Source organism: Altererythrobacter rubellus (assembly GCF_030284385.1).
Lineage (GTDB): Bacteria > Pseudomonadota > Alphaproteobacteria > Sphingomonadales > Sphingomonadaceae > Erythrobacter > Erythrobacter rubellus.
The window spans coordinates 703659-730150 of record NZ_CP127221.1 but is presented as its reverse complement, the minus strand read 5'-3'; the positions used below and the strand labels follow the sequence as shown (position 1 = coordinate 730150).

At 56.5% G+C, this 26492-nt stretch carries 31 protein-coding genes and 2 pseudogenes; 13 read left to right on the top strand and 20 right to left on the bottom strand.

Going from position 1 to position 26492, the window contains the following annotated elements; genetic code table 11:
• Nucleotides 1–24: 24 nt before the first annotated feature.
• The gene (rpmH, locus tag QQX03_RS03655; RefSeq protein ID WP_067602413.1) at nt 25–159 is read right to left on the bottom strand and encodes a 50S ribosomal protein L34; all 135 of its coding nucleotides are present in this window, start codon (nt 157–159) and stop codon (nt 25–27) included.
• Between the two features lie 222 nt (nt 160–381).
• Here rpmH and QQX03_RS03650 point away from each other — a divergent pair.
• Nucleotides 382–843, top strand: a pseudogene (locus tag QQX03_RS03650) (magnesium chelatase domain-containing protein); the annotation flags it as partial.
• Nucleotides 844–846: 3 nt separating this feature from the next.
• Here the strand turns inward: QQX03_RS03650 and QQX03_RS03645 are convergent.
• The gene (locus tag QQX03_RS03645; protein WP_285976519.1) at nt 847–1398 is read right to left on the bottom strand and encodes a winged helix-turn-helix transcriptional regulator; all 552 of its coding nucleotides are present in this window, start codon (nt 1396–1398) and stop codon (nt 847–849) included.
• 167 nt (nt 1399–1565) lie between these two features.
• Between QQX03_RS03645 and QQX03_RS03640 the strand changes: the two genes are divergently transcribed.
• The gene (locus QQX03_RS03640) at nt 1566–1910 is read left to right on the top strand and encodes a DUF8200 family protein (RefSeq protein WP_285976518.1); all 345 of its coding nucleotides are present in this window, start codon (nt 1566–1568) and stop codon (nt 1908–1910) included.
• A 91-nt stretch (nt 1911–2001) separates the two neighbouring features.
• Here QQX03_RS03640 and QQX03_RS03635 read toward each other — a convergent pair whose 3' ends face one another.
• From QQX03_RS03635 to galE, 3 genes are all read right to left on the bottom strand, one after another.
• Nucleotides 2002–2601 (bottom strand): HAD-IA family hydrolase, encoded by a 600-nt coding sequence (locus QQX03_RS03635; protein WP_285976517.1) that lies wholly within the window; start codon nt 2599–2601, stop codon nt 2002–2004.
• 110 nt (nt 2602–2711) lie between these two features.
• On the bottom strand, nt 2712–2837 hold the full coding sequence (gene ykgO / locus QQX03_RS03630) for a type B 50S ribosomal protein L36 (RefSeq protein ID WP_006833921.1): 126 nt from the start codon (nt 2835–2837) through the stop codon (nt 2712–2714).
• A 94-nt stretch (nt 2838–2931) separates the two neighbouring features.
• Nucleotides 2932–3939, bottom strand: coding sequence for a UDP-glucose 4-epimerase GalE (gene galE, locus QQX03_RS03625; protein WP_285976516.1), 1008 nt, complete (start codon nt 3937–3939; stop codon nt 2932–2934).
• 136 nt (nt 3940–4075) lie between these two features.
• Between galE and QQX03_RS03620 the strand changes: the two genes are divergently transcribed.
• The 3 genes from QQX03_RS03620 to QQX03_RS03610 are packed head-to-tail and all read left to right on the top strand — an operon-like array spanning nt 4076 to nt 5958.
• Nucleotides 4076–4696, top strand: coding sequence for a DUF4136 domain-containing protein (locus tag QQX03_RS03620; protein ID WP_285976515.1), 621 nt, complete (start codon nt 4076–4078; stop codon nt 4694–4696).
• Complete coding sequence (locus QQX03_RS03615) at nt 4693–5829, top strand: M14 family metallopeptidase (RefSeq protein ID WP_285976514.1); 1137 nt, start codon at nt 4693–4695, stop codon at nt 5827–5829. Before QQX03_RS03620 ends, QQX03_RS03615 begins: the two co-directional genes overlap by 4 nt.
• Nucleotides 5830–5832: 3 nt before the next feature.
• The gene (locus QQX03_RS03610; RefSeq protein ID WP_285976513.1) at nt 5833–5958 is read left to right on the top strand and encodes a DUF4197 family protein; all 126 of its coding nucleotides are present in this window, start codon (nt 5833–5835) and stop codon (nt 5956–5958) included.
• 4 nt (nt 5959–5962) lie between these two features.
• Here the strand turns inward: QQX03_RS03610 and QQX03_RS03605 are convergent, their stop codons facing one another.
• The 3 genes from QQX03_RS03605 to QQX03_RS03595 are packed head-to-tail and all read right to left on the bottom strand — an operon-like array spanning nt 5963 to nt 7614.
• Nucleotides 5963–6385, bottom strand: coding sequence for a cytidine deaminase (locus QQX03_RS03605; RefSeq protein WP_285976512.1), 423 nt, complete (start codon nt 6383–6385; stop codon nt 5963–5965).
• Between the two features lie 13 nt (nt 6386–6398).
• Nucleotides 6399–7106 (bottom strand): glycoside hydrolase family 25 protein, encoded by a 708-nt coding sequence (locus tag QQX03_RS03600; protein WP_285976511.1) that lies wholly within the window; start codon nt 7104–7106, stop codon nt 6399–6401.
• A 1-nt stretch (nt 7107) separates the two neighbouring features.
• Nucleotides 7108–7614, bottom strand: coding sequence for a UPF0262 family protein (locus tag QQX03_RS03595; RefSeq protein ID WP_285976510.1), 507 nt, complete (start codon nt 7612–7614; stop codon nt 7108–7110).
• A gap of 149 nt (nt 7615–7763) precedes the next feature.
• On the opposite strand from QQX03_RS03595, the gene QQX03_RS03590 reads away from it, so the two are divergent.
• Nucleotides 7764–9272 (top strand): replicative DNA helicase, encoded by a 1509-nt coding sequence (locus tag QQX03_RS03590; RefSeq protein WP_285976509.1) that lies wholly within the window; start codon nt 7764–7766, stop codon nt 9270–9272.
• 6 nt (nt 9273–9278) lie between these two features.
• On the opposite strand, the gene QQX03_RS03585 is transcribed toward QQX03_RS03590, so the two are convergent.
• Complete coding sequence (locus QQX03_RS03585) at nt 9279–10472, bottom strand: phospholipase D-like domain-containing protein (RefSeq protein WP_285976508.1); 1194 nt, start codon at nt 10470–10472, stop codon at nt 9279–9281.
• A gap of 109 nt (nt 10473–10581) precedes the next feature.
• Between QQX03_RS03585 and rpoZ the strand changes: the two genes are divergently transcribed.
• Together rpoZ and QQX03_RS03575 are read left to right on the top strand one after the other, a co-directional pair.
• Nucleotides 10582–10926: a DNA-directed RNA polymerase subunit omega gene (rpoZ, locus tag QQX03_RS03580; RefSeq protein ID WP_285976507.1), complete on the top strand. Its 345-nt coding sequence runs from the start codon at nt 10582–10584 to the stop codon at nt 10924–10926.
• Between the two features lie 110 nt (nt 10927–11036).
• A complete protein-coding gene (locus tag QQX03_RS03575; protein ID WP_349665848.1) occupies nt 11037–11315 on the top strand; it encodes a hypothetical protein in 279 nt (92 codons plus the stop codon).
• A gap of 67 nt (nt 11316–11382) precedes the next feature.
• Here QQX03_RS03575 and ftsH read toward each other — a convergent pair whose 3' ends face one another.
• Nucleotides 11383–13356: an ATP-dependent zinc metalloprotease FtsH gene (gene ftsH, locus QQX03_RS03570; RefSeq protein WP_285976506.1), complete on the bottom strand. Its 1974-nt coding sequence runs from the start codon at nt 13354–13356 to the stop codon at nt 11383–11385.
• A gap of 84 nt (nt 13357–13440) precedes the next feature.
• Nucleotides 13441–14112, bottom strand: coding sequence for a TetR/AcrR family transcriptional regulator (locus QQX03_RS03565; RefSeq protein ID WP_285976505.1), 672 nt, complete (start codon nt 14110–14112; stop codon nt 13441–13443).
• Nucleotides 14113–14204: 92 nt separating this feature from the next.
• Here QQX03_RS03565 and QQX03_RS03560 point away from each other — a divergent pair, with 92 nt between their 5' ends.
• Genes QQX03_RS03560 through QQX03_RS03545 form a run of 4 tightly spaced genes read left to right on the top strand, consistent with a single transcriptional unit; the run spans nt 14205 to nt 18493 of the window.
• Nucleotides 14205–15341, top strand: coding sequence for an ABC transporter permease (locus tag QQX03_RS03560; RefSeq protein ID WP_285976504.1), 1137 nt, complete (start codon nt 14205–14207; stop codon nt 15339–15341).
• Nucleotides 15338–16075 carry an ABC transporter ATP-binding protein gene (locus tag QQX03_RS03555; RefSeq protein ID WP_285976503.1) on the top strand — a complete coding sequence of 246 codons (738 nt, stop codon included), beginning with the start codon at nt 15338–15340 and terminating at the stop codon, nt 16073–16075. Before QQX03_RS03560 ends, QQX03_RS03555 begins: the two co-directional genes overlap by 4 nt.
• 1 nt (nt 16076) lies before the next feature.
• Nucleotides 16077–17063 carry an HlyD family secretion protein gene (locus QQX03_RS03550; RefSeq protein ID WP_285976502.1) on the top strand — a complete coding sequence of 329 codons (987 nt, stop codon included), beginning with the start codon at nt 16077–16079 and terminating at the stop codon, nt 17061–17063.
• Complete coding sequence (locus QQX03_RS03545) at nt 17060–18493, top strand: efflux transporter outer membrane subunit (protein ID WP_285976501.1); 1434 nt, start codon at nt 17060–17062, stop codon at nt 18491–18493. The genes QQX03_RS03550 and QQX03_RS03545 overlap by 4 nt, the downstream gene beginning before the upstream one ends.
• Here QQX03_RS03545 and QQX03_RS03540 read toward each other — a convergent pair.
• The 6 genes and pseudogenes from QQX03_RS03540 to QQX03_RS03515 form a co-directional block, all read right to left on the bottom strand.
• The gene (locus QQX03_RS03540) at nt 18463–19434 is read right to left on the bottom strand and encodes a HupE/UreJ family protein (protein ID WP_285976500.1); all 972 of its coding nucleotides are present in this window, start codon (nt 19432–19434) and stop codon (nt 18463–18465) included. The genes QQX03_RS03545 and QQX03_RS03540 overlap by 31 nt on opposite strands.
• Nucleotides 19431–20240, bottom strand: a complete 810-nt coding sequence (locus QQX03_RS03535; protein ID WP_285976499.1) for a peptidyl-prolyl cis-trans isomerase — start codon at nt 20238–20240, stop codon at nt 19431–19433. Before QQX03_RS03535 ends, QQX03_RS03540 begins: the two co-directional genes overlap by 4 nt.
• Nucleotides 20237–22132 (bottom strand): DUF3604 domain-containing protein, encoded by a 1896-nt coding sequence (locus QQX03_RS03530; protein ID WP_285976498.1) that lies wholly within the window; start codon nt 22130–22132, stop codon nt 20237–20239. The genes QQX03_RS03535 and QQX03_RS03530 overlap by 4 nt, the downstream gene beginning before the upstream one ends.
• 126 nt (nt 22133–22258) lie before the next feature.
• Nucleotides 22259–22711, bottom strand: coding sequence for a MaoC family dehydratase (locus QQX03_RS03525; RefSeq protein WP_285976497.1), 453 nt, complete (start codon nt 22709–22711; stop codon nt 22259–22261).
• A gap of 5 nt (nt 22712–22716) precedes the next feature.
• Nucleotides 22717–23799 carry a CaiB/BaiF CoA transferase family protein gene (locus QQX03_RS03520; RefSeq protein ID WP_285976496.1) on the bottom strand — a complete coding sequence of 361 codons (1083 nt, stop codon included), beginning with the start codon at nt 23797–23799 and terminating at the stop codon, nt 22717–22719.
• Nucleotides 23800–24055: 256 nt separating this feature from the next.
• A pseudogene (locus tag QQX03_RS03515) lies at nt 24056–24262 on the bottom strand (hypothetical protein); the annotation flags it as partial.
• A 64-nt stretch (nt 24263–24326) separates the two neighbouring features.
• Between QQX03_RS03515 and QQX03_RS03510 the strand changes: the two are divergent.
• On the top strand, nt 24327–24947 hold the full coding sequence (locus QQX03_RS03510) for an SOUL family heme-binding protein (protein WP_285976494.1): 621 nt from the start codon (nt 24327–24329) through the stop codon (nt 24945–24947).
• Nucleotides 24948–25205: 258 nt separating this feature from the next.
• Here the strand turns inward: QQX03_RS03510 and QQX03_RS03505 are convergent, their stop codons facing one another.
• The 3 genes from QQX03_RS03505 to QQX03_RS03500 all read right to left on the bottom strand — a co-directional run bounded on the left by QQX03_RS03505 (nt 25206) and on the right by QQX03_RS03500 (nt 26451).
• Nucleotides 25206–25742, bottom strand: coding sequence for a DUF2939 domain-containing protein (locus tag QQX03_RS03505; RefSeq protein WP_285976493.1), 537 nt, complete (start codon nt 25740–25742; stop codon nt 25206–25208).
• A gap of 53 nt (nt 25743–25795) precedes the next feature.
• Nucleotides 25796–25933, bottom strand: a complete 138-nt coding sequence (locus QQX03_RS11490) for an HIT family protein (RefSeq protein ID WP_349665859.1) — start codon at nt 25931–25933, stop codon at nt 25796–25798.
• A gap of 161 nt (nt 25934–26094) precedes the next feature.
• Nucleotides 26095–26451 (bottom strand): thermonuclease family protein, encoded by a 357-nt coding sequence (locus tag QQX03_RS03500; RefSeq protein ID WP_285976948.1) that lies wholly within the window; start codon nt 26449–26451, stop codon nt 26095–26097.
• Nucleotides 26452–26492 lie beyond the last annotated feature (41 nt).

The following is a 26492-nucleotide window of genomic DNA, read 5'->3' as shown; positions in this document are numbered from 1 at the left end:
TTTTCTGAGTGTCAGTCGATGCGCTTACGCACAAAGGTTCTTGCGACCACGCTTGCGACGCGCGCGCAGGACCTTGCGGCCACCGGTGGTTGCTTTACGTGCGAAGAAGCCGTGACGGCGGGCACGTACGAGATTGCTGGGCTGAAAAGTCCGCTTCATATCGTCCTCGAATTCAAAAATCTGCTGCCCGTTCCGAGCACCAATAAAAAGGGCCGCCTGATCGGGGCGACCGGAAACATGGCGCGCGGTTAGGCGATGGTCTGCGATGAGTCAAGATATATGCTGCATAGCGGTATGCATCGCGCGTCCGGCCCACAACCCTCGACAACAATATAAAATCCATCCATTACTTAATCGAATTAAAGTATTGGGGGCATGTAATTGTTCGCTCTTGTAAATACCGTTGCCTATTTGGGCCTCGAAGCACGTAATGTAGAAGTGCAATCTCAAGTTACGCCCGGCCTCCCCCGCTTCATGATTATGGGCCTGCCGGACAAGGCAGTGAGCGAAAGCCGCGAAAGGGTTTAGTCCGCGCTTTCCCCCATGGGGCTTGCGCTGCCGCCAAAGCGAATCACCATAAATCTCTCGCCCGCAGACCTTCCCAAGGACGGATCACATTATGATTTGCCCATTGCGCTTGCGTTACTCGCGGCGATGGGCGTGACCGATGCAGAGCAATTGGTGGACTGGATTGCCGTCGGCGAGTTGGCATTGGATGGGCGCGTGGTGGCCTCACCCGGTGTGCTGTTCGCCGCGTTGCACGCAAGCGAGGCAGAAACCGGCCTTATTTGTCCTGCCTCCCAAGGATCCGAAGCCCGTTGGGTCAGCGCAGTGGTGATAGTGCGACTAGCTGGCCGCGCGCTTACGGGTCTCTTGCAAATTAGTCACAGAGCCAGAGGTCATACGCTCCAGCGCAATGAAGTCTGGATGGTCCGGACGCTTGCCGACATTCTGCCGCACTGTGAACCATAAGTCCTCATACGTTAAGGTACGCCCATCATGCGCCAGAATCGAAACCGGGCCTATAGGCAACCGGTCCCGTTCATCGACCAGAACCGGGTTCTCTTCAAACTCGGCGCCGTATTTCTGGCCCCATTGTCGCAGGGCAAGCATTGCCGGCAGCAAGTCGAAACCTTTTTCTGTCAGACGATATTCGATCTTGCGGCGATCATCCGCGCAAGGTTCGCGCTTCAGAATCCCGTGTTCAACCAGCTTGGCGAGTCGGCTCGAAAGAATGTTGCGGGCGATCCCAAGCTCGCTCAGGAATTCTTCGAAATGATGAAGGCCGTTAAAGCTCGCACGCAGGATCATGAAGGACCAACGTTCCCCCATTACTTCAAGCGCTTGTGACAGACCACATTTCAGCAGCTCGCTTAGTGGTTCTCTCAATTCGCCCATAGATCAGTCCTCTTCCCGAAACCTATCTAGCGCGGTTTTGCCGATGCCGCAAAAAGATATAAGTTTTTAGTTGCAACCTGAAACCTAATAACATAAGTAGTGATTCGCTACTGGTTTTGATTCGAAACCTGATCGCAGAAAATTGAACACAAATAAAGGAAGCGACGATGACCCTCTCTCTCAATCGTTCAAATCGTCTCGGTATTCTCGCCCTTGCTCTGGCCTATACAGGCGTAACATTTGGCGCGCTCACTTCACCGGCTCCGGCCTTGGCGGCCAATGACGGCCCATATTATGTAGCTGAACTGGCTGCCCCGGCCAGTGAAAGCCGCACTGTGGCTGGTGGCGTTGCCTGGTTCTGCGAGGGCACCACGTGCCGCGCTGCCAAAGGCAATTCAAGCCCGCTGCGGATTTGCCGTGGCTTGCAGCGCGAGTTCGGCGAAGTAGTGAGCTTTACCGCCAAGGGCGAGACCCTGGCCGAAGACAAGCTGGCTCGCTGCAACGGCGAATAAGCAGCCCCCCATCCCCTGCCGGACCCTCTCCAAGAACCGGCATTCTCCAAACCCCCGGCCTCCCCCAAGGCCGGGGGTTTCTTTTTGCCTGCTAGATCAGCCCGCGGCTAGCCAAATCTTCCTCAAGCAGGGCTGCATCAGCAAAATGATGCGTTTGCCAGCCAAGCGCATTCGCTGACGCGATATTGGCGGGATTGTCATCAATGAACAGCATTGCGCCTGCATCTGTCCCAAAGCGTTGCTCGGCCAAATGGAAGATCGCTGCATCAGGTTTCACCAACCTCTCTTCGCCGGACACAACGATGTCGCGGAAATGATCAAGCACCGGCTCAGTCGGGCGGAATTGCTGCCAAAACTCTGCGCCGAAATTGGTGATCGCGAATAGCGGCACATCGCGCGCTGCCAACCGCCGAATCAAATCTGCCGTCCCAGGCACAGGTCCCGGAATCGTGTCGAGAAACCGGTTGGCATAGGCATCGATCAAATGGGCATGGTGGGGAAATTGCGCCTTACGCTCTGGCACCATCTCTGCCAACGGACGCCCTGCGTCATGCTCGAAGTGCCAATCTTCGGTCACAACATTCTCGCAGAACCAGTCCAGCTCTTGCTGATCGTTAATCAACTGCCCGAACAGGTGCCGCAGATCCCATTGCACAATCACCCGACCTACATCGAAGACGACCGCTTCCACCTGTTTTCTCAATTCATTGCTCCCCAAACAGCAACGGCCCGCACTCCGGTTTGGAGGCGGGCCGATGATGTTGCTCGATCACCGTTAGGCAACCGGCCAGCTATCGCAAACTAGCCCTGACGAGCCTTGAAGCGACGATTGGTCTTGTTGATGACATAAGTCCGTCCGCGGCGGCGAATAACACGGCAATCGCGGTGACGGCTTTTCAGCGACTTGAGGCTGTTACGGATCTTCATGGTTCAAAATTCCAAAAGTAAACGCGCCGGAGATGCCCCCGACGCGGCCTGTTCGTTGGGCGCCCGTTAGCGTGCGAACAGATTCGGGTCAAGCTTAACCCCCCAATTGCGAAAGCTTTCGTTCCCACGCCAAAGCATGTTCGATGATAGTATCCAGATTGTCATACTTGGGCGTCCAGGGAATGGTCGCTCGTACGCGCGCGGGGTCGGAAACGAGCGCAGGGACATCTCCTACCCGGCGCGGCAATTGCCGGCGTTCGATTTTGGTCTGTGCAACCCGGTCGACAGCATCAAGAACTTCGAGGACTGAAAAGCCGCGACCGTATCCGACATTCATAGTCAAAGAGCGGTCAGGTTCTGCAATCAATGCCTCCAAAGCCAGGACATGTGCCGACGCCAGATCGCTGACGTGGATGTAATCCCTCAAGCCGGTTCCATCCGGGGTCGGATAGTCATCGCCAAAAACAGCCACATGGTCGCGCTTGCCCAGCACTGCTTCGACCGCAACTTTAATCAAGTGGGTGGCGCCTTCGGTTGACTGGCCACTGCGCCCCTGCGGATCGGCTCCGCAAACATTAAAATAGCGTAAAACGCAATGGTTTATCGGATGGGCCTTGCTGACATCGTTGAGGATGCGCTCAGTCATCAATTTACTCATGCCATATGGATTGACCGGCATTAGCGGGTCATCCTCTGTCAGCGGTTTGACCTCGGGCTCGCCATAGACGGTCGCGGTCGAACTAAACAGGATATGGTCAACCCCCTGCTGCAACGCATTCTCGATCAGAGTGCGGCTCTTCGCAGTGTTGTTGTCGTAATATTTAAGCGGGTTTGCGACTGATTCAGGAACGATGATCGAACCAGCAAAATGCATGATCGCCTTGGAACCTTGCTCTGCGACAATGTGTGCGAGCAATTCGGCGTCTGCTATATCGCCTTCGTACAGCGGCACACCGCCCGGGATTGCGAAGCGAAATCCGGTTGACAGATCATCAAGGACGGCCACGTTCCAGCCGGCATCGAGCAAAGCGAGCACAGCATGGCTGCCAATGTATCCGGCACCGCCGGTCACTAATACGGGGACTTTGCGTGGGACTGTCATTCCATAGCCGTTAGCAACTCCATCACCGGAAGCACCAGCAAATTAACACCTCGCTCAGATTCGCACGCTAGGCGCAACACCCAAGGCTGGCATGAGATCAGCGAGGCGGCTACAAGCTGCAACAAAGGAGAGCATTATGGCTCAAATGGTTCGCAATTCTTTTGTCGTTCTGTCCCTTGCAGGATTGGCTGCGTGTGCGTCGATCCCGGCCCCCAGTCCGGCAGAGGTCACTCGCTTCCATGATGCAGCAGCGCTACCTGCTGCGGAAACTGGAACGGTCTTCATCGCGAGTGCGCCGGGCGCAGAGGAAAATGCGCTGGAGCTGTCGCCATTCAAATCTGCCGTGGCGCAAGAGCTGTCTCGGCTGGGCTACAGTGAAGCAAGCGCCGATCAGGCAATGTTTGTTGCCCAGATCAGTGCGGACAGCTTTCGGATTGGCGAAGATGGCGGCAAGCGTGGTCCGGTCAGTGTTGGTTTGGGCGGCTCGACCGGATCCTATGGTTCGGGCGTTGGCCTGGGCATCGGCATCAACCTCGGCGGTGGAGGTTCGCGCGAACGCATTGGCCACGAAATGCGCGTCATGATCCGTAACAAAGAAACCAATCAAACCATCTGGGAAGGCCGTGCGGAATTCACAGCCTCGCCCAAGTCTGAATTCGTCAGCCCCGCGCAAAGCGCGACGGTCCTCGCTGAAGCGCTCTTCAGCGAATTCCCCGGCAACAATGGTGAAACCGTAAAAGTAAAGGCTTCTGAGTGACCAACATATCTATCGACGCCGCATTCGACAGCGGGAATATAGAAGTCCTTTCGATTGATGGCGCATGCGCGAAGCTTGCGATCCGGCCGGATAATATGAGTGAATTCGCACAGTGGTTTCACTTCCGCATAGCAGGCGCAGCAGGTGAAGCTCTGACGCTCAAGATCACCAATCTCAACAATTCTGCCTACACCGGTGGCTGGCCGGATTACGACGCATGTGTATCGGAAGACCGCGAATATTGGGCGCGGGCCTCGAGCAATTTCGACAAGGACGAAGACAACGGCACGCTAACAATCAGCTATACACCTGCCAGCAATCTAGCGTGGTTTGCCTATTTCGCGCCCTACTCGATGGAGCGGCACCATGATCTGGTAGCGGAAGCAGCTGCGTGCGAAGGCGTAGAATACCTCCGTCTGGGTGCGACACTTGATGGCCAGCCAATTGATTGCCTGACGATGGGTGAAGGGCAAGCCGAAGTTTGGTTGACCGCGCGCCAGCATCCCGGCGAAACGCAAGCCGAATGGTGGATGGAAGGGGCGCTGGAATGTCTGACCGATCCGACCGATCCGGTGGCGCTTGCACTACGAAAACGCTGCCGCTTCCATATTGTACCGAATTGCAATCCCGACGGATCACGCCGCGGTCATTTGCGCACAAACGCGCTGGGCGTAAATCTCAACCGCGAATGGCACGAGCCGACTGCGCAAAGCTCGCCTGAAGTCCTCGCAATCCGCAATCATATGGACGAAACCGGTGTCGATTTCGCGATCGATGTGCATGGCGATGAAGCCATTCCCGCGGTCTTCCTGGCTGGTTACGAAGGCATTCCCAATCTGACCGAGGATCATCTGGAGGGATACAACAGCTATCAAGCGATCCTCGATCGGCGCACGCCCGATTTCCAGACCAAGTTGGGCTATCCCAAGGCTGCACCCGGCAAAGCCAATTTGTCGATGTGCACAACACAAGTCGCGCACCGGTTCAAAGCCACCGCGATGACGCTGGAAATGCCATACAAGGATCTGGCTGACGCGCCTGAACCCGAACAAGGCTGGAGCCCCGAACGCTGCAAACTTCTGGGACGTGAATGCATGGCCGCGCTTCTAGAGTGGTTGGACCGCAAAGGCTGAGCGTTGACTCAAGCCAGCGTGACCGATGAGGCGTTCGACGGCGTCTTTGCCTATATGGGCCGCGAAGAACGCAAATTTCGCGACAATCCACTAGGCAATGTTAGAAAGGCGCTTGGCGACCTCTTTTGATAGATCAATCGTCAGACAGGCTTGCGGGGCCAAATGCCCGCGGAAGCAGCTCGGATAGTCGGGTCTCGACCACATCATCTGAACCCGCGCAGTAAACTATCGGATCGGTTGCCCCCAACTCGGCCAACTCGTTCAAGACCTGCCTGCACCGCCCGCAGGGGGTTACAGGCGCATCGGTATCGCCGATGACCGCTATTTCGTCCAAGCCGCCGCGATGACCATCATCCATTGCCTTCACGATTGCGACGGTTTCCGCACATAGCGTCAGGCCATAGCTGGCATTCTCGATATTGGTCCCTGTCACCACGGTGCCATCCGCAAAACGCAGCGCCGCTCCAACGCGAAACTTGGAATAGGGCGAATAGGAATTCTCCAGCGCCCGTTTCGCCGCAGCGATCAGGCTGTCGCGATTATTGTCTTCACTCATAGTGCGCTTTCCTTCACGGCTGGACCACAACCCATTCTACCGGCACATCTGAAATCTCGCTACGGCGCGCGGTATTGGCTGTCCATAGCAACCAGGGGCGCCCGGCATAGCGCGGCTGAAACCGGTCGCGGACCAGCCACAAATCGCGCTCAATCCGGCCAGCCAATCCATAACGGGCTTCGAACTCTTCGGAGATGCGCAGGATCACGGGTTTGCCCGAATGCATTTCAACCTGATTGATGAACGTCAGAAGCTCGCTTTCCAACGCCGCGTCGCTGACGGGTGTCTCGCAGTCGTCGGCTACCCATTCAAGCGCAATGGCAGGCGGCAAAAGATCGGGATCGCGCGGTACCATTGTGACAAAGTTGGCCGATTGCCCGTCTGCACCGCTGCAGGGATCAAACCGGTGCACACCGCCGGACAAAAGCCCTGCGCGCCGGGCGGAGGCCAGATTTGCGGCGAATTGTGCGTCCCTCTGGCTCGTTCCCGCACTGGCTTCCAGATAGGCAAAGCTAGCACCCAAAGCCCGTGCCGTATCGAAACCCACATGGCCATGACGCTCACCGACGGAGATGCCTTGTTCGGAAAATGCCGCCTCGTCTGGTGCGAAATGCTGGATATCCCACCAATACCAGATGGCGAAACCCGCTAGTCCCAGAAGGCCAAGCGCGAGAAGCCGGACCCACCATCGATGCTGCAAAGGCTTGCGCTTGCGGTCCATCCTAACCCTTGATGTGCAATACGCAGATCAGCGTGAAGAGCCGTCGCGCAGTTGGAAAATCAGTCTCGATCTTGCCATCAAGCCGCTCCAGCAACAGCTCGGCTGCCTGGTCATGAATTCCGCGGCGCGCCATATCGATCGTCTCGATCTCACCAGGCGTGGCTTTGCGGATCGCTTGGTAATAACTGTCGCAAATCGCAAAGTATTCGCGGATCGGCCGCCGAAAACGCGCCAGACCAAACAGCAGTGTCTCCAGCATCTCCTCCGCCTCGTCACGGATTTCCATCAGCAAGCGACCGTCCTGCACCGACAGCTGCAATCGGAAAGGTCCGGATGCGCCGCGCTGGGCACTGCGGATGGGCTTGAAACTGTTCTCTTCAATGAGATCATAAATCGCCACACGGCGCTCTTGTTCGATATCTGCATTGCGCCAGATAATCGTCTCTTCATCGAGAGCGACATGCGCGATGCGGTAGTCGGCAGAGGAATCGGATGGCTTGGCGGTCATGACGGATATCGCCTTCGCAGATGCAGCGCATAAGTTTCAAGCATTTCGACAATCCATCCACGCTATCCACAAGGCTGTGCGCCAATTTTGCAATCAATCTGCATCATTGCCTCTTGCCTTCTAACCCTGCCAGCGCGCAATGAACATGCATGTCGACCAGCGATATTCTTGAGCGGCCAGGAGCCAATGCAACAAAATCTGCCCGCCTCCCCGCGAACATTGAAGCGGAGGCCGCCTTCCTCGGCGCAGTTCTGATCGACAACCGCGTGATCGAGGAATTGCAAGCTCCATTACGCCCGGACCATTTCTTCGAGCCGCTGCACGAACGGATTTACGAGCGCATTCTCAAGCTGCTTGAGCGCAATGCGACCGCGAGCCCTGTCACACTCAAGCCCTATTTCGAGGCTGACGAGGCACTCAGGGAGCTTGGCGGGACGACCTATCTCGCCGGGCTGACGCAAGACGGATTGGGATTGCTGGCGGCAGGCGAGTTAGCGCAGCAGATCTATGATCTCGCATTGCTACGCGAACTAGTCAGCGTCGGGCGCGGGCTGGTAGAAGGCGCGCTCGACACCAGCGACGATGTCGCGCCGATGGAGCGCGTGGCTGAAGCAGAAGCCCAGCTATACAAGGTTGCTGAAGGCGCGGCGACGGGCAACGAGGCTTCCAGCTTCCGCAAGGCCGCGATGGAAGCCATCAAGATGGCCGAAGCCGCGATGAATTCGGGCGGCGGCCTGTCAGGCAAGACAACCGGCCTGGAAGTGATCGATCGGAAAACCTCGGGCCTTCACAATTCGGATCTTGTGATCCTCGCTGGTCGGCCGGGCATGGGCAAAACATCGCTGGCGACCAATATCGCTTTCAATTGCGCGGAAGAGCATTTGAAATGGCAAAGCGACGGCGGCGAATTCCAATATGGCGCACCCGTGGCGTTTTTCAGTTTGGAGATGAGCGCGGATCAGCTCGCGACGCGTATTCTGGCCGAGCAGGCAGAGATCAGCTCTGAATCGCTGCGCAGCGGCAAGTTGACGCGTGACGAGTTCCAGAAACTTTCCTTTGCCAGTCAGCGATTGGCGGAACTTCCTTTATACATCGACGATACCCCCGCGCTGACAATTGCCGCGCTGCGTAGCCGCGCGCGCCGGATGAAGCGCAAACACGATATTGGCCTGATTGTGGTCGACTACCTCCAGCTGCTGCAAGGCTCTGGCCGCGCGAATGACAACCGGGTCAATGAAATCTCTGAAATCAGCCGGGGTTTGAAAACGCTTGCGAAAGAGCTGAGCGTGCCAGTGATTGCACTATCGCAGCTCAGCCGTGCGGTTGAGCAACGTGAGGACAAGCGCCCGCAGCTTTCGGACCTGCGCGAATCCGGTTCAATCGAGCAAGACGCCGATATGGTGTGGTTCATCTATCGCGGTGACTATTACCACCTCTCGTTAAAGCCGGACACGCCCGATGGTAGCTCTTCCGAAGACGCGAAGGAAAAATATCGCCAATGGGAAGAAAAGCATGAGGAGCTGGTAGGCCGAGCCACTTTGATTGTCGCGAAGCAGCGTCACGGCTCAACCGGTAATGTGCCGCTGCATTTCCAGGCCGAGATCACAAAGTTCACTTCGCCCAACATCCGCGATTATTCGGACTGGGGTGAAGGCTAAGCCAGCTTACAACCCAAGATTGAGCCTGCGCGCGACTGTGTAGTCGAGCACTGAGACCAGAAACCACGACAATCGCCAACGGATACGATTGATCAAGCTGCCGCGCTCGCCATGCCATTCCTGAGTGATCGGCACGGAACCCTTGGTCATATGCTCGATAACCTCGCGCATCTTCGCAGCAAGTCCGGCATCTTTCACGCGCACCATCAGCTCGAGGTTGAGACGGATTGAACGCAGGTCAAAGTTCGCGCTGCCGAAATAGGTAACATCATCAACCACCAGTAATTTCATATGCAGTTTGCTGGCGTCGAACTCATAGATCTCGACATTGTCGCGCAGCAGCGCTCCGTAAAGTGCGCGCGATGCGCCAATCGTGGTCGTGTTGTCAGACTTGCCCGCGGTTATCAGCCGCGCCTTCCCTTTGCGCGAGACCATGCGGATCAATCGCCTGATGCTACGCGGAGGAGAGAAATAGGCCATGACCAGATTGAGACGCTCCGCCTGGGCCAGATCCTGCTTCACGATTCTTGCCCACGCACTAGTGATCTTCGATGGGCCACCGAGCAGGAGCTCCACATCGCCCCCGTCTTCATGCCAATCGCTTACCATGCGGCGGATTGCAAAGAATTGGGAGCCTCCATTGCCGACCCATTTTTCCAGTTCGGCAAACCATTCGACAAATCGGCCGACGGCCGCTCCTTCAAGCGCGACGCCCAGATCACACCAGCCGTTTTCCTTCGGAGTCGCGAAGTAATGGTCAGAGACATTGAAACCACCAGTGATAACCCGTTCATCATCGGCGATCACGAATTTCTGATGATTGCGAATAAGGTAGCGCACATTCCAGCGCGACTGGAACACGCTAACCTTTCCGCCGGCACGAATGATCGGATCCATGAAACTTTGCGGAGCATCGCTGCCGAAGGCATCGATAATCAGATGCACCTGCACACCGCGCTGCGCGGCCCGGATCAATGCGCCCCGCACTATCGTGCCCGAGTGATCCGCCTGAAACATGTAGAAACACATTTTGAGCGAAGTCGTGGCACTGTCGATCAGCGCAATGAGCCCGTCCAGCCGCTCTTGCCCTGACAACATGAAACGCAAGTCATGGCCTTTGGCTTGTACCGCGAAACCCGGCAGATCGCGGTAATCAACCTCGGGATCAGGATTGGTCAGTGTTCCGCCAGGTTCGGTCATTGCGTTCGCTTTAGCCAAAGGCGGGCCGTTTGTGCAATTTCTTGACTCAATGCGCCGCGCAAACTATCTGGCGCGCTTCCCCGCAAACCTATTTGCATGAGAGGCCTTCATGGCACGCGTTACCGTTGAAGATTGCGTAGACAAGGTTCCGAACCGTTTCGATCTCGTTTTGCTGGCTGCCCAGCGCGCCCGCGAGATTTCCGGCGGTGCAGAAATGACCATTGATCGCGACCGGGACAAGAACCCCGTTGTTGCTCTGCGCGAAATCGCCGAGCAGACCATCAAGCCGAAAGAACTGCATGAAGCGATTGTGACCAATCTGCAGAAGATTTTGCCTGATGACGAAGACGAGGCCGATGATATCGGTTCGTTGAGCCAGTCGGCTGAGGCGATGCGTATCACGGCCTCCGCGCCGACGCGTACCAATTCGATTGCGACCGATTTCGACGGCTGATTTTTCAGCTACTCTGGTTACGAAGAGGCCGCCCCGCAACGGGCGGCCTTTTTGTTTGCGCGAAACCTGCTTATCATTGTTCCCGCGTTCGAAATGCAGGCAGGGGACTGATGAGCGACATTACCGAAGCGTTAGGAACAGCGGCTGAAGGCGGACTGCTCGCTAGAGCTATATCGAGGGAAGGCACGCCAATTGAGAAAGGCCACTTTGCCGAAGGGGCATGCCTCAATTGCGGTACAGAGCTGACCTGCAAGCATTGCCACGAATGTGGCCAGAAGGCGCACTTGCACCGCACGATAGGAGCATTTTTCCATGACCTGCTGCACGTTTTCATACTCATGATCCTGCTGCTGTTCTTCCAGATTCTACTGCTGCTTGGTGCATTTTGAATTAGAAAAAGGCGCCCGGATTGCTCCGAGCGCCTTTAGATAATTCAATTGAACGGCGGGTAGGGTTCTATGCCCCCTGAGGTGCTGCACCACCTTCACCACCGAACTTCTTGCCGGCCTTCGGAACTGTAGATCCGGAAGTCGGCGCAACAGGTGTCGGGCCGGAAGGGTGATCGGGACGATCAATCTTGCCGTTCTTCATCAGCTGATCGATCTCTTCACCGGTCAGCGTTTCGTATTCGAGCATAGCTTGCGCAAGCAGGTGCAACTTGTCTTCCTGACTTGTCAGTATTTCAGTCGCCCGCTTTAACCCGCCTTCGACCAATTCCTTGATCTCTGCGTCGATCATCTTGTTGGTCTCTTCGCCGGACATCGTGCGCGCGGTCTGCCCCATACCAAGATAGCCTTCCTGGCTTTGCTCGTACTGGAGCGGACCAAGCTTGTCCGACATTCCCCATTTAGTGACCATATTGCGCGCCAGATCAGTCGCATACTGGATGTCGCCAGAGGCGCCGGACGAAACCTTGTCGTGCCCGAAGATGATTTCTTCAGCCACGCGTCCACCCATGGCAACCGCCAGGTTCGCGTGCATCTTGTCGCGATGGTATGAGTAATTGTCCCGTTCCGGCAGGCGCATCACCATGCCCAGCGCGCGGCCGCGCGGAATAATCGTCGCCTTGTGAATCGGGTCAGATGCCGGCTCATTGATGCTAACCAAAGCATGGCCAGCCTCATGATAGGCCGTCATCTTCTTTTCATCATCAGTCATGACCATAGAGCGGCGCTCTGTGCCCATCATGACCTTGTCTTTGGCGTCTTCAAACTCCTGCATCGCAACAAGTCGCTTGTTGCGTCGCGCAGCCAATAGAGCCGCTTCATTGACGAGGTTTGCAAGGTCTGCGCCTGAGAAGCCCGGCGTACCGCGCGCAATTGTGCGGGGGTTCACATCGGGAGCCAGCGGTACTTTCTTCATGTGCACGCCGAGAATCTTTTCGCGGCCATCGATGTCCGGAATGGGCACAACAACCTGACGGTCAAAACGGCCCGGACGCAGCAATGCGGGGTCCAGGACATCGGGACGGTTGGTTGCGGCAATGATAATGATGCCTTCATTGGCTTCAAAACCATCCATCTCGACCAGCAGTTGGTTCAGTGTTTGCTCGCGCTCATCGTTCGAGTTGCCAAGGCCATGGCCACGCGAGCGGCCGACCGCATCAATTTCGTCAATGAAGAGGATACATGGCGCGTTCTTCTTCGCCTGCTCGAACATGTCGCGCACGCGGCTCGCGCCGACGCCAACAAACATTTCTACGAAGTCTGAACCTGAAATGGTGAAGAAAGGAACGCCTGCTTCGCCTGCGATCGCTCGGGCCAGCAGGGTCTTACCGGTACCAGGGGAACCGACCAGTAGCGCGCCTTTCGGGATTTGACCGCCAAGCTTGGAGAAACGCTGCGGATCCTTCAGAAATTCGACGATTTCTTCAAGCTCTTCACGCGCTTCATCAATACCAGCAACATCGTCAAACGTGACCCGCCCCTGCCGCTCTGTCAGCATCTTGGCTTTGGATTTGCCGAAGCCCATGGCTCCGCCGCCGCCGCCTTTTTGAACTTGCCTCAAAGCGAAGATCGCAATGCCGAGGATCAACAGGAAAGGCAGCGAATTGATCAGGATATAAGCGAGAATGCCCATCTCCTGCTTCTCCGCCCCGGAATATTTTACGCCATTGTCGTCCAATAGAGCTGTCAAACCGGGATCATTTGCCACGGGAATCGTGCTGAAAGTCTCATTGTTCTTCATCACACCGGTAATGCGATCCGGCGCGACCTGAACTTCCTTGACTGTCCCCTCGGCAACTTTCTCACGAAACTCCGAATATGCGATTGCCGTTCCCGGCGTTTGGCCAGTGTTGCTGAACATCGAAATAGTCAGCAGAAGCGCCATGAATATGCCGCCCCAGATCATCAAAGTCTTGATCATCGGGTTCGGTCCCTCAGGGCCTTGGCCGCCGTTCGGGTCGCGTGGATCGTTCTGGTCGCTCATCGGACAAAGATTCCTTTCGTGCCGCATAATGTAGGCGCGCACAGTTGAATGGCAAGATAGCCGCGCCTCATTGATTTGATACGGTTAGCTGGCACCTTTGGTTGCATAGGCGCACAAGAAAACTTTTACAGCGTTCTCCAGGCGCGCGTGATCGACCTCTTCGTTGCGATCCATACCGAAACGACGCTCAAGATCGCCCATCCCTTTGACCATCGAAACGAATTGTTCCGCTGCAATGGCGCAATCGTCAATATCAAGCTCTCCTGAACCGACCAGGCTCTCGAGCAAAGCTGTGAAGGCCCCTTTCATCCGGTAGGGCCCGGCATTCAGAAACGCTCTTCCAATTTCGGGATCTCGCTCCGTTTCGGCGGCTACGCGCCGGTCGAACCTGACCAGTTCGGGACGGGCAAGAAACTCGCTCATCCCGGCGCCAATCAAGGTCAATCGCTGCGCCAAAGACCCCGCAGAGTTCGGGTCGATCGCGAACAAGCCGCGAAGGCGTTCACATTCATGCTCAACAGCCGCACCGAATAGAGAGCGTTTGTCACCAAAGTGGTTGTAAACCGTAACCTTTGAAACCCCGGCGTCAGCCGCGATCTGTTCGATTGAAGTTGCTTCATACCCGATATCGAAAAAGCTCCGCGCCGCTGCGGCGACCATCGCTTCGCGCTTGGCAAGATCGGCCGGGCGCCCACGCCCCTTCGGCACAGGAAAATCTGCACACATGGAACTCGCTGGCTCTTTGTCAGTTGACAAGCTGAACGCCTCCGTTCAATTAAACGTTACCGTTCAATAATGGTGTTGTTTCGCAGATTCGGCAACCCCACCCAGTCGCAAAGGTTTCTCCCATGCTGTGGATCGCTATCCGCATGCTCACCGGTGACAAGACCAAATTCTACGGTCTTTTGTTCGGTATCGCCTTCTCTACCCTGCTGATCACCCAACAGCTGACGATATTCGTCAATCTCATCGAACGTGGCGCCAGCGGCGTGTATAATGAACCGAATGCGCAAGTCTGGGTGATGGACCCGGTCAGCCGCACGACCGACGTAAATTACGCCATGCCTGCCACTGCCTTGGATCAGGTGCGAGCAGTTCCCGGCGTCGAATGGGCAGTTCCGCATCTTCGCTCGGTTGCTTCAGTGCGAACGCGGGAAGGTGACCTTGAACAAGTGGCGATCATCGGCGTGGACGATACTACGCTGATCGGTTTGCCCAAGAGCCTGTTCAAAGGATCGCGAAGTGTTCTTTCAGAACCCGACGCCGTTATTATTGACGATGGCGGCACCATCAACATGTTCGGGGCCGGCTTTGATCCCGTGGGCGAGCGGTTGGAACTCAATGACCAACGCGCGGTCATACTGGGAATGGCCGATACGATCCCGGCCTTCACCAGCACCGCGGTTCTTTATACCAAATATAGTCGGGCGCTGAATTTCGTCCCGGGCACCCGCAACCGCATGAGCTTCGTCCTGGTGGGCATCACCGAAGGCGAGATACCCGAAGCGGTCGCTCAGCGTATCGAGGCCCAGACAGGCCTCAAAGCCGAAACCCGTGAGGAATTTGCCAGAGCGGGTGTCAACTTCATCATTCAGAACACCGGCATCCCTACCAATTTCGGGATCACGGTTATTTTGGGATTCGTGGTGGGTGTAGCGATTGTCGGCCTGACATTCAGCCTGTTCATCCGCGACAATATCAAGCAATTCGGCGCGCTGAAGGCGATCGGTGTGACTAATGCCAAGATCCGGCGGATGGTTGTGGCGCAAGCGTCACTGGTTGGTTTCATTGGCTACGCTTTGGGCGTGCTCGGCACAGTCTGGTTCATGTGGTCCTTCAGCGGAAACCCGTTCTTCAAAGGTTTCTATATTCCCTGGCAAATTCCGTTGATCAGCATGGTAGCGGTCGTGATTATCCTTGCGATCACAGGCTGGCTCAGCCTGCGCAGCGTCCTCAAAACAGAACCAGCGGCGGTGTTCAGATGATAATCGATACCAGAGCCATCGGGGGCTGTGACCCGAATGCCGCGATCTGCGCGCGCAATATCTCGCGCGATTTCCAAACCGGTCAGCAGACGCAACGCGTGTTGCACAATATCGATGTCGATATCGAACCAGGCAAGATGACTTACCTTGTTGGTGAAAGCGGTTCGGGCAAGACCACGCTTATCTCGATCATGTGCGGCATTCTCTATCCGACCGAAGGCGATGTTCGTGTGTTCGGAACTGAGATTTACGATCTGGAGGACACCGAACTCGTCAACTTCAGGCTCGACAACATCGGTTTCATTTTCCAGCAATACAACCTGATCCCGTCGATCGATGCCGCATCCAACGCGGCTGTTCCGTTGATTGCACGTGGCGAGGATCGCCATGAAGCGCGTGAAAAAGCGGTCGCGATGCTGGAAAAACTGAACATTGACGATCAGGCGGGAAAGCTTCCCAACCAGCTCTCTGGCGGGCAACAACAGCGCGTCGCGATTGCCCGTGCGCTTGTGCACGAACCGCGTCTGGTTGTGTGCGATGAACCGACCGCTGCGCTTGATGCCACATCCGGGCGGCGCGTCATGGACTTGCTGCGCGAAGTGGCGGTCTCAGAAGACCGGGCCTGCATCATCGTCACACATGACAACCGAATTTTTGACCTCGCTGACCGCATCCTCGTTCTGGAGGACGGACGCATAACCCATGACGGCACAGAGATGCCGAAGGACCACTGATATGGCTATCCTCCCAGAAAATATCAGCTTCTCTCGGAAGGCGCTTCCAATAATTGCCGTGATTGGCCTGATCATCGCGGTATTCTTCATCTGGAGCAATCTGCCGGATCGAGACTTGGCCGAGCCGGAAGAAACTCCCCTGAAAGCAAGCGGTGAGTTGGCAGATTCGCCGCGCGTTGCTGGCGCTGGCGTAGTCGAGCCTTCGAGCGAGATCATCGATATCGGCACCGCAATATCGGGGCTGGTCACAGACCTGCGCGTGGTGCCGGGTGACTTTGTTGACATGGGCGAGCTTCTTTTCGTGGTAGACCAACGGGCGGCGCGCGCGCGCCTCAGCGAAGCGAATGCCGCCATCGCTGAAGCGCGTGCTGCCATCGCTGAAGCGCAGACCGCGCGCGATACCGCTCAGCAGCAGCTCGACCTTTATACCGCAATCGAAGACCCAGCAGCCGTCAGCCGTACAGAAGTGATCCGCGCAGAGGGCTCGGCTGCATCTGCCGCGTCACGCCTGCAGCTTTCGCAAGCCCGCCTCGCGGCGGCGCAGGCCGCTGCCGGCAGTGCACGCACAGAGCTGGAGCGCCTGACTGTGCGCGCGCCGATTGCGGGCGAGATACTGGCAGTCAATATCCGGCCAGGCGAATTCGTTTCGACGATGGGCGGGAACAGCGAACCCTTCATTCGCATGGGCGAAACCCGCCCGCTGCACATCCGCATCGACATTGATGAGGATGAGGCGACACGCGTCGCTCAAGGAAAACCAGCAATTGTTTCGCCAAGAGGCGCCGCCGAACAACGTTTCGAAGCCACTTTTGTAAGAGCAGAGCCACTTGTCGTTCCCAAGAGATCACTTACCAATTCAGCGGCCGAACGGGTTGATGTGCGGGTAATGCAGATGATCTTTGCCCTACCCGCTGAGGCTCGCGAGGTCTTCCGTGTCGGCCAGCAAGTCGATGCCTTCATTCCGGCGGCGGAAGCGAAAGAGCAATGATGCCTCGTTCAACATCCTTCTTGGCTGCTGCTTCGCTTGCGCTTGCGGGCTGCGTTGCAGGTCCACCACCTGAAATCGCGACCCCGGCACCCGAACTGCCGGAAGAATTCATCTATTCGCCAGAAACAAAAGAAGCGGCCAGCTTGGCGCAGTTGTTACCAACGGATGACCCAGCGTTCGAAACGTTCGCTGAACTCGCGCTTCAAGACGCGCCTAGTCTGGCCGAGGCTGTGGCACGCGTTGATGCCGCCCGCGCCAATGCAAGCGGAGCCGGAGCCGCCCTTCTTCCGTCTGTCGGCGCATCTGCATCGGTCACAGCGAACCGAACCAATCCTGCACAATTCGGGGTCGATTTACCCGGTGGTGCGGCGTTTGACACTGAGCGAACATCGTATGCAGGAAACCTGACGGCTAGCTGGGAGATCGATATCTTTGGGCGCCTGAAGGCGAGCGAGCGCGCTGCCCTTGCGCGGCTTGATGCAGCCAGCGCCAACTCGGAAGCTGTTCGAATTACCTTACTCGCCGAGATTGCCGGCGCTGTCATCGACTGGCGAACCAACGATGCACGCACGCGGGCACTGGCGCAGGACCTTTATGCAGCCGAACGGTTGGCTGAACTTGCCACCAAGCGCGAAGAAGCTGGACTTGCCCCGGGCTTCGATCGCGTTCGTGCAGAGGCAGCGGCGAGCCAGTCACGCTCGCGCATCGCTGCGCTGTCGGGCGAAAGAGCACGAATTCTCGGTCGGCTGGTAGCACTGACTGCTCAGTCGCCGCTGACTATTGGCAGCCAGCTTCTCGAAGAACCAGAGGATGATCGGGTGTCGGCAGCCCCGGTTGCGCTTCCTTCGCTTCTGCTGACCCACCGACCCGACGTGCGCGTTGCCGCAGCTGAGCTTGCCGCCGCGGATGCTGACCTTGCCGCTGCGGCAAAATTGCGCTTTCCTCGGCTCACTTTATCGGGTGCGCTGGGCCTGTTGGCCTTCGATTTCAGCAAGCTGTTCGACGACGGTAGCGATGTCTACACAGCCGCAGGTAGTCTGACCGCACCATTGCTCGATTTCGGACGCATCGAAGCGCAAATCGATGGCGCGGCTGCCGGTAAACGCACCGCGTTTGCGGCCTATCGCGGTGCAGTATTCAATGCCTTGGGCGAGACCGAATCTGCCTATGGCGCAGTGACAGGAAGCGATGCTCAAGTGGATTCCGCTGCGCGCGAGAATGCAGAGCTTGAGCGAGCCTATGTTCTGGCAGAGACACGCTATCGCGCAGGTCTCGCCGACTTCCTCACCGTGCTGGAAGCACGCCGTGCTGCCGATGCCAGCGGAGAGCGGCTGGCCATCGCAATTGGACAAGCCAACTGGGCACGCGTCCAACTGTGGCTAGCGCTAGGTGGCGACAGTCATGAAATGACCCGGTCGACCAGCCAGTAAGCGGCAGTGATCCCGATCGCATAGGTCGTAAATTTCAGCGCGGGTGCTTCAGCCTTTGGCACCAGCCGTTGAATGGCTGAACGCAGCAGAAGTACGGCTGCGACAACCATTAGCTGTCCTGCTTCGACGCCCAGATTGAATGCCAGCAACGCCGCCGGGACTTCTCCTTCGGGCAAGCCGATCTCGCGTAAGGCTCCGGCAAAGCCAAATCCGTGCAATAGTCCGAACCCGAAAGCGACAATCCACGGCCAGCGCCGCGTCCACGTCTCGCGGTCTGTTGTCGTCAGCTCAACCGCCAGGAAAACAATCGAGAGCGCAATCAGGGCTTCCACCGGGCCTTGCGGCAATCCTGCATAGCCCAGGGTCGACGCGACCAATGTGATGGAATGCGCCACTGTGAACGCTGTGGCCGCCTTAACAACCGCCCATCCCTTCTGCACGAGCAGCACCAGCGCAATCACGAACAGCAAGTGATCCCAGCCAAACAGAATGTGCTCTGCACCGATGACCAGATAAGTGGTGAACACCTGCCACGCGCCCGGTTGCGCGGAGATGGTGACGGAGGGTTCGCTTGCAGTCAGACGATGGGTTTGCGCAGGCGCATCCAGAGGCAGAACTCGCAGCAAAGCATCGGCTCCGCCCAGCAGCTGCGGCAACGCAAAAGTCTGGCCCGCGATGTCACCGTCACACGCTACGTCAGCATGGCCAATGAAAGCGAGATTGACTGTCCTGACCACTGGCTCACCTTGGAGAGAACAATTCTCTGGAATTCGGGGCAGAATGATTTCGGTTCCGTTGAGCGCCGAAACAGGTTGCTTCCAGTTGAGTGCCCAGACGCCTTTTTCTTGTTCCGCGAATTCGATCGAGAACGGCCGAATTTCGTCTGCCATAGCTGGAAACGCGGCAAAAAATGCCAAAGCCAGAGCGAGAAGTGCTCTCACTTTTTGACCGTCACCTTGTAGGAATCCCGCAATAGCTGGAAAGCCTCTTCCTTGCGGCGGGCGATTGTCTGAGTGCGCCAGTGATCTTCAACATCAGACCGAACATTTTCAAACGGAGGCACTTTGGAAGCGTCACGAACTTTAAGCCGAACCAGGTGCCAGCCCAGCCCCGATCCAACCGGCCCCTGCCAATTTTCACCAGGCTCCAGACCATCCAGATTTTGTGCGAACTGCATCCCGAACCTGTCCGCAAGCTCTTTGCTCGTCATCGCATCAACCGATGGTGGCAGGCTGATCCTTTGGCCAAGTTGAAACGCGTCATCAGCCGTCTCGACATAGGTCAGGGCTCGCTCTGCACCCTTTCTGTCCTCGAACCACAGCTGATCCAGCGTGTATCTCACGTCACTCGCGAAGGCTTGCGGGTTGGCATCGTAGTGCACGCGCAATGTCTCTTCCGAAGGCTGGACTGTTTCGGCTTGCGAGCTGGCAAGGATGTCCATCTTCTGCGCCATGCGCCGCCGGACCACGGCATCGCCTTGGTCGAGCCCCAGCCGCAAGGCCTCTCGGTATAGGATCTCGTCGCGCACATACGCCTCTATCTGCGCATCCAGCTCCGCATCGGTCGGCGCACGGTTCATCGTCCGCTCAAATACCAAAGCAATTTGCGCTTGCTGTTCGCGGTCGACTTCGATTGTGCGGCTGGCAGGATCGACATCACCGCCCCGCCACGCCAGCAGCGTAAAGATGACGATGCCGGCTACCAGAAAATGTACGAGAGGCTCGCGCGCCCAGTTTGGTAGCGTCATTGTTGCTCCATAATCGCTGGCGGTGCCGGCTTAAGCCATATCGGAGATGAGTAAGCGCGCTCCTGCGCCACTGCATCCGCCATCGCATCTTCAGGCAACTCGATGCCGAAGCGCACCGCATCGAACAGTGTCCAGCGCGGCGTAGGTATCTCGATCACACGCACGTAGTAGAAGGCGCGCTGCCCCTCGACATAATCCGGATCTGTCCACGCTGTTCGTAGCTCAGCGGCGCCAATATCGTTGGTATAGGTCGCGGTGGCGCGATCAACGGTGTCACCTACTGCCGGGACATTTCCGCCCACTCGAGAGCGCTTGTCCATGTCGCTCCAGGATACGTCATACACGCGTTCTTGCAGCTCGCCTGCGCTATCTACCCAGCCTTTGACGACCTGAACACGGTCAAGGTTCGCGCCGTCGGGGTCCTTAAGAGCCGAGATCAGGAAAGTCGGCGCGTTGCCGCGGTCTTCCAGTTCTCCGCCCATAGGTACGCCGCGAGTATAGCCCGCACGCACCCAATCGCCGTCCCAATCCGCCTCAGAGAAATCAAAGCCACCAAACAGGCGCACCGTCATGCGCGGGCCGGTCGTGGCATAGACCTCGCGCCTTTGAAACGCGTCGAATATCTCTGCGCGGGTATTGCCCCGCGCCCAAGCCGCGGCATAGCCGCCAGCCAGATAATGCCAGCCAAAGCGCCCAATGCGCGTTCCTAGATTCTGGCCCTCGAGGGCGCGATCCTGATAGCTCGGCTCATTGCCGGTATGCTTTCCGTAGAAATTGTCCTCGTCGCCTGTTGCCAGCGAAGTGTGGCTGTCAGTCGAGCCAATCATCCCGAAAGCATAGGGATTTACACCCAATTGTTCTTCGAGCGACAATCCGCGCTTCAAAGCCTCGCGTATGTAATTGCCCGCGAGCATATCGTTGGTGGTTTCGCGGGTCAGTGGCAGATTGCCCAGCTCCCAGCCTTTGACACCAAAGCCCGCCATCTCGTCATTGGGTGACAGGAACGGATGCGCTTCGCTGTCTCCTTTAATCTGGGTAACTTCGACCACCGGCTCCGCCGCTGCACGCTTACGTGCGTACTCAGCCGTTATCGGCCCGCCGCCGGGCATAGTCAGTTCGAACATCAAGCCATTAGAGAGGTTCGAATTATGTGGGATAGCAAGCGCCTGCCCTCCCGTTGCTTGCTCGTAGGCAAGCATATAGTCCCAAAGGCCTTCGATATCCGAATTGATCCCCGGGTAAGGCAGGACTTGCCCAGTCCTGTCCAGCCCGTCACGAAACATCACCACGCGGTGGAGATTGTTTCCGTCTGGCATCAGCGTATATTCGAACCCAGCAAAGGCCGTGAATTTACCCGGCTTATTGTAGCGATCAAGCATTTCCAGGTGCGCGCCCCAGATTTCGGCCGTGGCAGCGTCCTGCTCCTCTGGATTGTTCGTCATCGCCTCCGGAAGGGTTCCGTTAGCAGCAGCAGTGATCAACTCGCCGATCGCGCGCTGTGACTGCTCTGGGCTCTCGTGCATCATGTCATACCAACGCAGCATAGTCTCATCGCCCATGGCAACGACGCCAAGCCGAGGCGCATCGTAGAGCCTGCGTGTCGCACCTAGCCCGTCGGAGTGATCCGAGATGACAAGGAAATCGAGCGGACGTGCGAGTTTGGCCCGCATCCCGGTTGTTGCGGTGACTTCCTGACCGCTGGCGAACATCAGCGCTTCTTCCGGTCCAAGCCGCACACCGAAGCCGAAGGCGTCGATAGAATTGTCTGTGTGCAGGTGGGTATCGCCCCAATATGGCCGATCAGGGAACTCTGCGAGTTCGATCGTTCCTTCGCCGGTGCCTTGCTGATCCGCGTCAACGCCTTGACCGCAAGCAACCAGTGCGAATGTCACGGCCCCTAATAGAAAATATCGCTTAGCCTGCTTGTGCATGCGTTCTCTCCCTCTCCAATGCAGAGTGTGCGCGCATCAGGGGGAATGCGTCAAGAGAGAGGCGGTTACCCCGCCTTTGCCGTAGCGTCAGCCTGTGCTGCGCAGCAACAGGGCAGAGCGTTCACAGCGGCAAACCACTTCGTCCCGCTGATTGTGCATCTCGTGAACAAAAGTCACGATTCCCGCTTCAGGGCGCGACTTGCTCTCCCGCAGATCCTTCACTTCGCTCGATGCCCGCAAAGTGTCACCGATGAAGACCGGCTTTGGCGTCACGACATTGTTGAATCCTAGATTGGCGACCAGCGTGCCGAGCGTTGTATCTCCAACCGAAAGCCCCACCAGCAGCGAAAACGTGAAGGTAGAATTGACCAAGATCTGCCCGAAACCGCTCTTCTTGGCGGCTTCAATATCTAAGTGCAGTGGCTGCGGGTTGTGCGTCATGGTCGAGAACAACAGGTTGTCGGTCTCGGTTACAGTCCGGTGTATCTCGTGTTCGATCCGGTCCCCAATCTGCCATTGATCAAAGTACTTGCCCGCCATGACCTCTACCCTTCCCCGTTCCAGCGGGCGACAACGTCTGCACCATCCTCAACACTGTCGCGGATCGTACCGGGAGTACGGCTAAAGCGTGGAGCCGGCGCGGTGTGCCAGACACCTTCGCGCTCTTCATATGCTCCGCGCGCTTTCATGTGTGGGTGGTTGCGCGCCTCATCAAGCGCCAACACAGGTGCAAAACAAGCGTCGCTTCCTTCCAGAAGTTCGCTCCATTCAGACTGGCTCTTGGTCTTGAACAGCGCCGCAAGTTTATCGGTATACTCATCCCAATTGCGCGGATCCATTTGCCCTTCGCGCAGCTCGGCCGGAGCATCTGCCTTCTCCAGAAGCTCGGCGTAGAACTGGGGTTCAATCGCGCCGACTGAAATTTCCTTCCCGTCAGCACATTCATAACAACGATAGAAATGCGCCGCGCCGCTTAGCATGCCTTGCCCGCGTTCTGTGGTGAGATAGGGCCGAGACCGCACACCGAAAAAGAAGCTCATCAGACTTGTCGCACCATCCACAATGGCCGCGTCGACGACTTGGCCTTTGCCCGAGCGTTCTCGCTCATAAAGCGCCGCAAGAATACCAAACGCACAATACATTGATCCCCCGCCAAAATCGCCGACAAGGTTTTGCGGCGGGGTCGCTGTTTCACCGGACTTACCGACAGCAGAAAGCGCACCGGTAATTGCGATGTAGTTGATATCGTGACCGGCAGCCTGCGCCATCGGGCCTTCCTGGCCCCAGCCAGTCATACGGGCATAAACCAGTCGCTCATTGATCGAGAGCATCTCTTGGGGGCCCATGCCAAGGCGCTCCATGACGCCCGGGCGAAACCCCTCCAGAAGGACATCGGCATTAGCCACCGCGTCGCGGCAGAATTTCTTGCCTTGCTCTGATTTCACATTGACTGCGACCCGGTGCCGCGCGCGTTCAACCACGGGGTTCATGATTTGACCGCCTTGGCGCTCGATCCTGACAACTTCTGCGCCCAGATCGGCCAGCAACATCGCCACATGGGGGCCAGGCCCGATCCCTACGAACTCAACAACTCTAAGACCGGTTAATGGACCATTTGATCGCGACATAAACTACCACTCCTCTCACATAGCTCGCATGCCGCTTCGCAGCCTAAGTGACAAGTGTTTCTCGTCCAGATTGCAGGTTACCAGTTGGTGAAACAGCAGGCCAAGTTTTACCAACATCATTAAATGCGCGGGCAGCCGCATTTGCTGGCCTCGCCGTAGGGTGTCAGGGTATTTTGCTAACGATAGAGAGCCTCGGCCACTTGGTTTAGGCAGCCTCAAGCCTTTAATATGATACCGGGAGGTAAGTGGAGCTCCCTTACTGGTTCTCACCTGTTTGTTGAAACAGGTGCTTCTGAATATCGAGGAATGCACCACGAATTACGCCCACCGAACCTAGCTTGCGCTTAGCATCGTTAGTGCCGCCGTAGCGGATTTGGAGGAAGTCGCTGATGCGGCTGGGCGCAAGCTCGCGAATGCCCTGCATCTCATAGGCCTGGAGGATATAGGCCAGGAAAGCCTGCATCGCGTTGCGCTCCGGCTGGACTCTATCGGCGCGGTAAGCAACAAGACTGCATATGAGAAAGCTTATGATCATTTTAGCTGCGATGAGCGTCCTCGTTTTTCTAGCAGCTTTTGTTTGGAGCCTTGTGGCCAATAACGTCGAAACTCCTGACTACGAAGTGGTCACCAGAGAAGGGCAGATCGAAATTCGTCGATATGGAGCAATGATCGTTGCCGAAGCGAACGTCGAAGGCGAACGCGAAGATGCCATCCGAGGTGGGTTTCGCATAATCGCAGACTATATCTTCGGTAATAATCTTGCCTCAGAAAATGTCGCAATGACCGCTCCAGTAACACAGCAGGTGAACGAGACGATTGCTATGACTACGCCGGTCACTCAACAGAGCGATGGGACATCTTGGAAAGTTCGGTTTGTCATGCCTTCGGAATATACGATGGCAACGCTCCCTCAGCCGGTAAATCCAGAAGTTCAGTTAATCGAAGTGCCCTCTAGTCGGTTTGCCGCGGTTCAGTTTTCAGGTTTTGGCAACCAGTCGTCACTCGATAAACACACTGGGCAGTTGCTCGACTATCTCAAACGGGAAGATTTGCGGCCTATAGGTCAGCCGACATTCGCCTTTTATAATGCACCTTGGACGCTACCGTTCATGCGACGGAACGAGGTCATGATTGAAATCGATGAATGAGATCCGGCAGAGTGTCGTCATGCGCAGAATAGTAAGCATATGTCCGTCGTCAGATAAATTGAGACACGCTGAGTGTTTTGCTTAGCGAGTGTTTGGTCTTATCTGGTTGGCATGTTTTATGCGGCTTAGCTGGCCGCTCAAATTATGCTATAAGAGGGCAAGCCCAAAGCCCCTTCAAACACCGATAGAAAACCGAACAGAACCTTCGCTATTGCCATTGAGCCTGCCTGTTTGCTGGAGATAACATCTCTGCCAAGGTCAATTTAAGGCGGCAAAGCTATCACCGACATCAACCTTCACGAGCTTCCAAGAAGCGAAACCGCGCCGATCAAAGACCAAGGTTGGCCCACGCTCATTGGTTTGCTTATTGGTCATATTCACCTTGAAACGGTCAACATTAACCCATTCGTAAGTGTATTCTATTTCCTCGGTCCCTTTGGTGGCAGCAGTCCCTTCCTCACTCGGTTCACTGCCCTGCACCAAGGCGGACAAACCATCTGGGGTGACGTAAGTATCAACTGCCTTGTCGACGAAGGCAGGGATCATCATCGACGCCAGACCAGCAAACGGATTGCCCTGAAAATCAGGGTCTGACTCCATCTGCTGCGTCAAAGCGACTGATAATTGGGATTTGAGGTTTTCCCTAACGGCGGGAAAATCGACGTTCGCTTCAAGCTGGTCGACATCCCCGCTTATGGCTGCATCTTTAAGGTTGCTTGCTGCCAAATACGGGGAACCCACATAAGCGCCACCGCCAATAAGAAGGGCCGCTCCGACAATGCCTAACAATTTCATCCCATACCCTCTTGTGTTGTTGGTGTGCGTAATAGGCTTATGCCTGTTGCCATTCAATATCGCTGCTTGCTCGGGATCACGCCTCTCACGCCCCCTCTGGGTTCGTCAACGTCACCCTTTCTGCGAGGGATCAGGTGCATGTGGCAGTGAAAGATCGTCTGACCCGCATCGGCTCCAGCGTTAATTCCAATGTTGAAAGCTGAAATGGGACTGTAAGCCTTTCAGTCTTAGCAGTTGCTCCATTTTTCCCGGACCAAGATTACCTCGAGCCAACCGGCATTGTCGTCGTCGCAATCGGGGCTCAGGCCAAACTCAAAGTTTAAGATTGATAGTTCTGACATTCTTATACAATTCAACACCAAGACAATCGACGTCCATTCCACCTATGGGCGAGACCTTCCGCGACTAGTTGGTCACCCAGAGATTGTCCGTCTCTCAAGAGAACTTTGAGCTTTCTGCCATAACGGTCTTCGTCTGAGCCAGATATAGCAGCCACCATAAAGGGACCTTCGTTCAACAGCTGAATAAAACGCTCAGTAGCCTGCTCGCCAAGCGCTTTTTCTGAGGCGCATTGAGGTTGACTTATTTCAGGGGTGTCGATGTCTGCCACCCTTATTTTGACGCCTTCGAGCCAAAGCGTGTCTCCGTCGACCACGCATGTGTAGCGGACATCCCCACATCTTTGAAACTTGTTGAGCGCTTGCCCCATAGTATCAGAGGTGAAAACTTGCCCAAGTCGGTTGGGCTCAG

Excerpts from the sequence above, each read along its gene's own strand:
- ftsH (WP_285976506.1), bottom strand. The coding sequence starts at position 13,356 with ATGAGCGACCAGAACGATCCACGCGACCCGAACGGCGGCCAAGGCCCT.
- QQX03_RS03620 (WP_285976515.1), top strand. The coding sequence starts at position 4,076 with ATGGCTCAAATGGTTCGCAATTCTTTTGTCGTTCTGTCCCTTGCAGGA.
- QQX03_RS03560 (WP_285976504.1), top strand. The coding sequence starts at position 14,205 with ATGCTGTGGATCGCTATCCGCATGCTCACCGGTGACAAGACCAAATTC.
- galE (WP_285976516.1), bottom strand. The coding sequence starts at position 3,939 with ATGACAGTCCCACGCAAAGTCCCCGTATTAGTGACCGGCGGTGCCGGA.
- rpoZ (WP_285976507.1), top strand. The coding sequence starts at position 10,582 with ATGGCACGCGTTACCGTTGAAGATTGCGTAGACAAGGTTCCGAACCGT.
- QQX03_RS03590 (WP_285976509.1), top strand. The coding sequence starts at position 7,764 with ATGTCGACCAGCGATATTCTTGAGCGGCCAGGAGCCAATGCAACAAAA.
- QQX03_RS03550 (WP_285976502.1), top strand. The coding sequence starts at position 16,077 with ATGGCTATCCTCCCAGAAAATATCAGCTTCTCTCGGAAGGCGCTTCCA.
- QQX03_RS03605 (WP_285976512.1), bottom strand. The coding sequence starts at position 6,385 with ATGAGTGAAGACAATAATCGCGACAGCCTGATCGCTGCGGCGAAACGG.
- ykgO (WP_006833921.1), bottom strand. The coding sequence starts at position 2,837 with ATGAAGATCCGTAACAGCCTCAAGTCGCTGAAAAGCCGTCACCGCGAT.
- QQX03_RS03520 (WP_285976496.1), bottom strand. The coding sequence starts at position 23,799 with ATGTCGCGATCAAATGGTCCATTAACCGGTCTTAGAGTTGTTGAGTTC.
- QQX03_RS03585 (WP_285976508.1), bottom strand. The coding sequence starts at position 10,472 with ATGACCGAACCTGGCGGAACACTGACCAATCCTGATCCCGAGGTTGAT.
- QQX03_RS03535 (WP_285976499.1), bottom strand. The coding sequence starts at position 20,240 with ATGACGCTACCAAACTGGGCGCGCGAGCCTCTCGTACATTTTCTGGTA.
- QQX03_RS03575 (WP_349665848.1), top strand. The coding sequence starts at position 11,037 with ATGAGCGACATTACCGAAGCGTTAGGAACAGCGGCTGAAGGCGGACTG.
- QQX03_RS03505 (WP_285976493.1), bottom strand. The coding sequence starts at position 25,742 with ATGAAATTGTTAGGCATTGTCGGAGCGGCCCTTCTTATTGGCGGTGGC.
- QQX03_RS03595 (WP_285976510.1), bottom strand. The coding sequence starts at position 7,614 with ATGACCGCCAAGCCATCCGATTCCTCTGCCGACTACCGCATCGCGCAT.
- QQX03_RS03525 (WP_285976497.1), bottom strand. The coding sequence starts at position 22,711 with ATGGCGGGCAAGTACTTTGATCAATGGCAGATTGGGGACCGGATCGAA.
- QQX03_RS03545 (WP_285976501.1), top strand. The coding sequence starts at position 17,060 with ATGATGCCTCGTTCAACATCCTTCTTGGCTGCTGCTTCGCTTGCGCTT.
- QQX03_RS03640 (WP_285976518.1), top strand. The coding sequence starts at position 1,566 with ATGACCCTCTCTCTCAATCGTTCAAATCGTCTCGGTATTCTCGCCCTT.
- rpmH (WP_067602413.1), bottom strand. The coding sequence starts at position 159 with ATGAAGCGGACTTTTCAGCCCAGCAATCTCGTACGTGCCCGCCGTCAC.
- QQX03_RS03555 (WP_285976503.1), top strand. The coding sequence starts at position 15,338 with ATGATAATCGATACCAGAGCCATCGGGGGCTGTGACCCGAATGCCGCG.
- QQX03_RS03510 (WP_285976494.1), top strand. The coding sequence starts at position 24,327 with ATGATCATTTTAGCTGCGATGAGCGTCCTCGTTTTTCTAGCAGCTTTT.
- QQX03_RS03645 (WP_285976519.1), bottom strand. The coding sequence starts at position 1,398 with ATGGGCGAATTGAGAGAACCACTAAGCGAGCTGCTGAAATGTGGTCTG.
- QQX03_RS03500 (WP_285976948.1), bottom strand. The coding sequence starts at position 26,451 with ATGGGGCAAGCGCTCAACAAGTTTCAAAGATGTGGGGATGTCCGCTAC.
- QQX03_RS03600 (WP_285976511.1), bottom strand. The coding sequence starts at position 7,106 with ATGGACCGCAAGCGCAAGCCTTTGCAGCATCGATGGTGGGTCCGGCTT.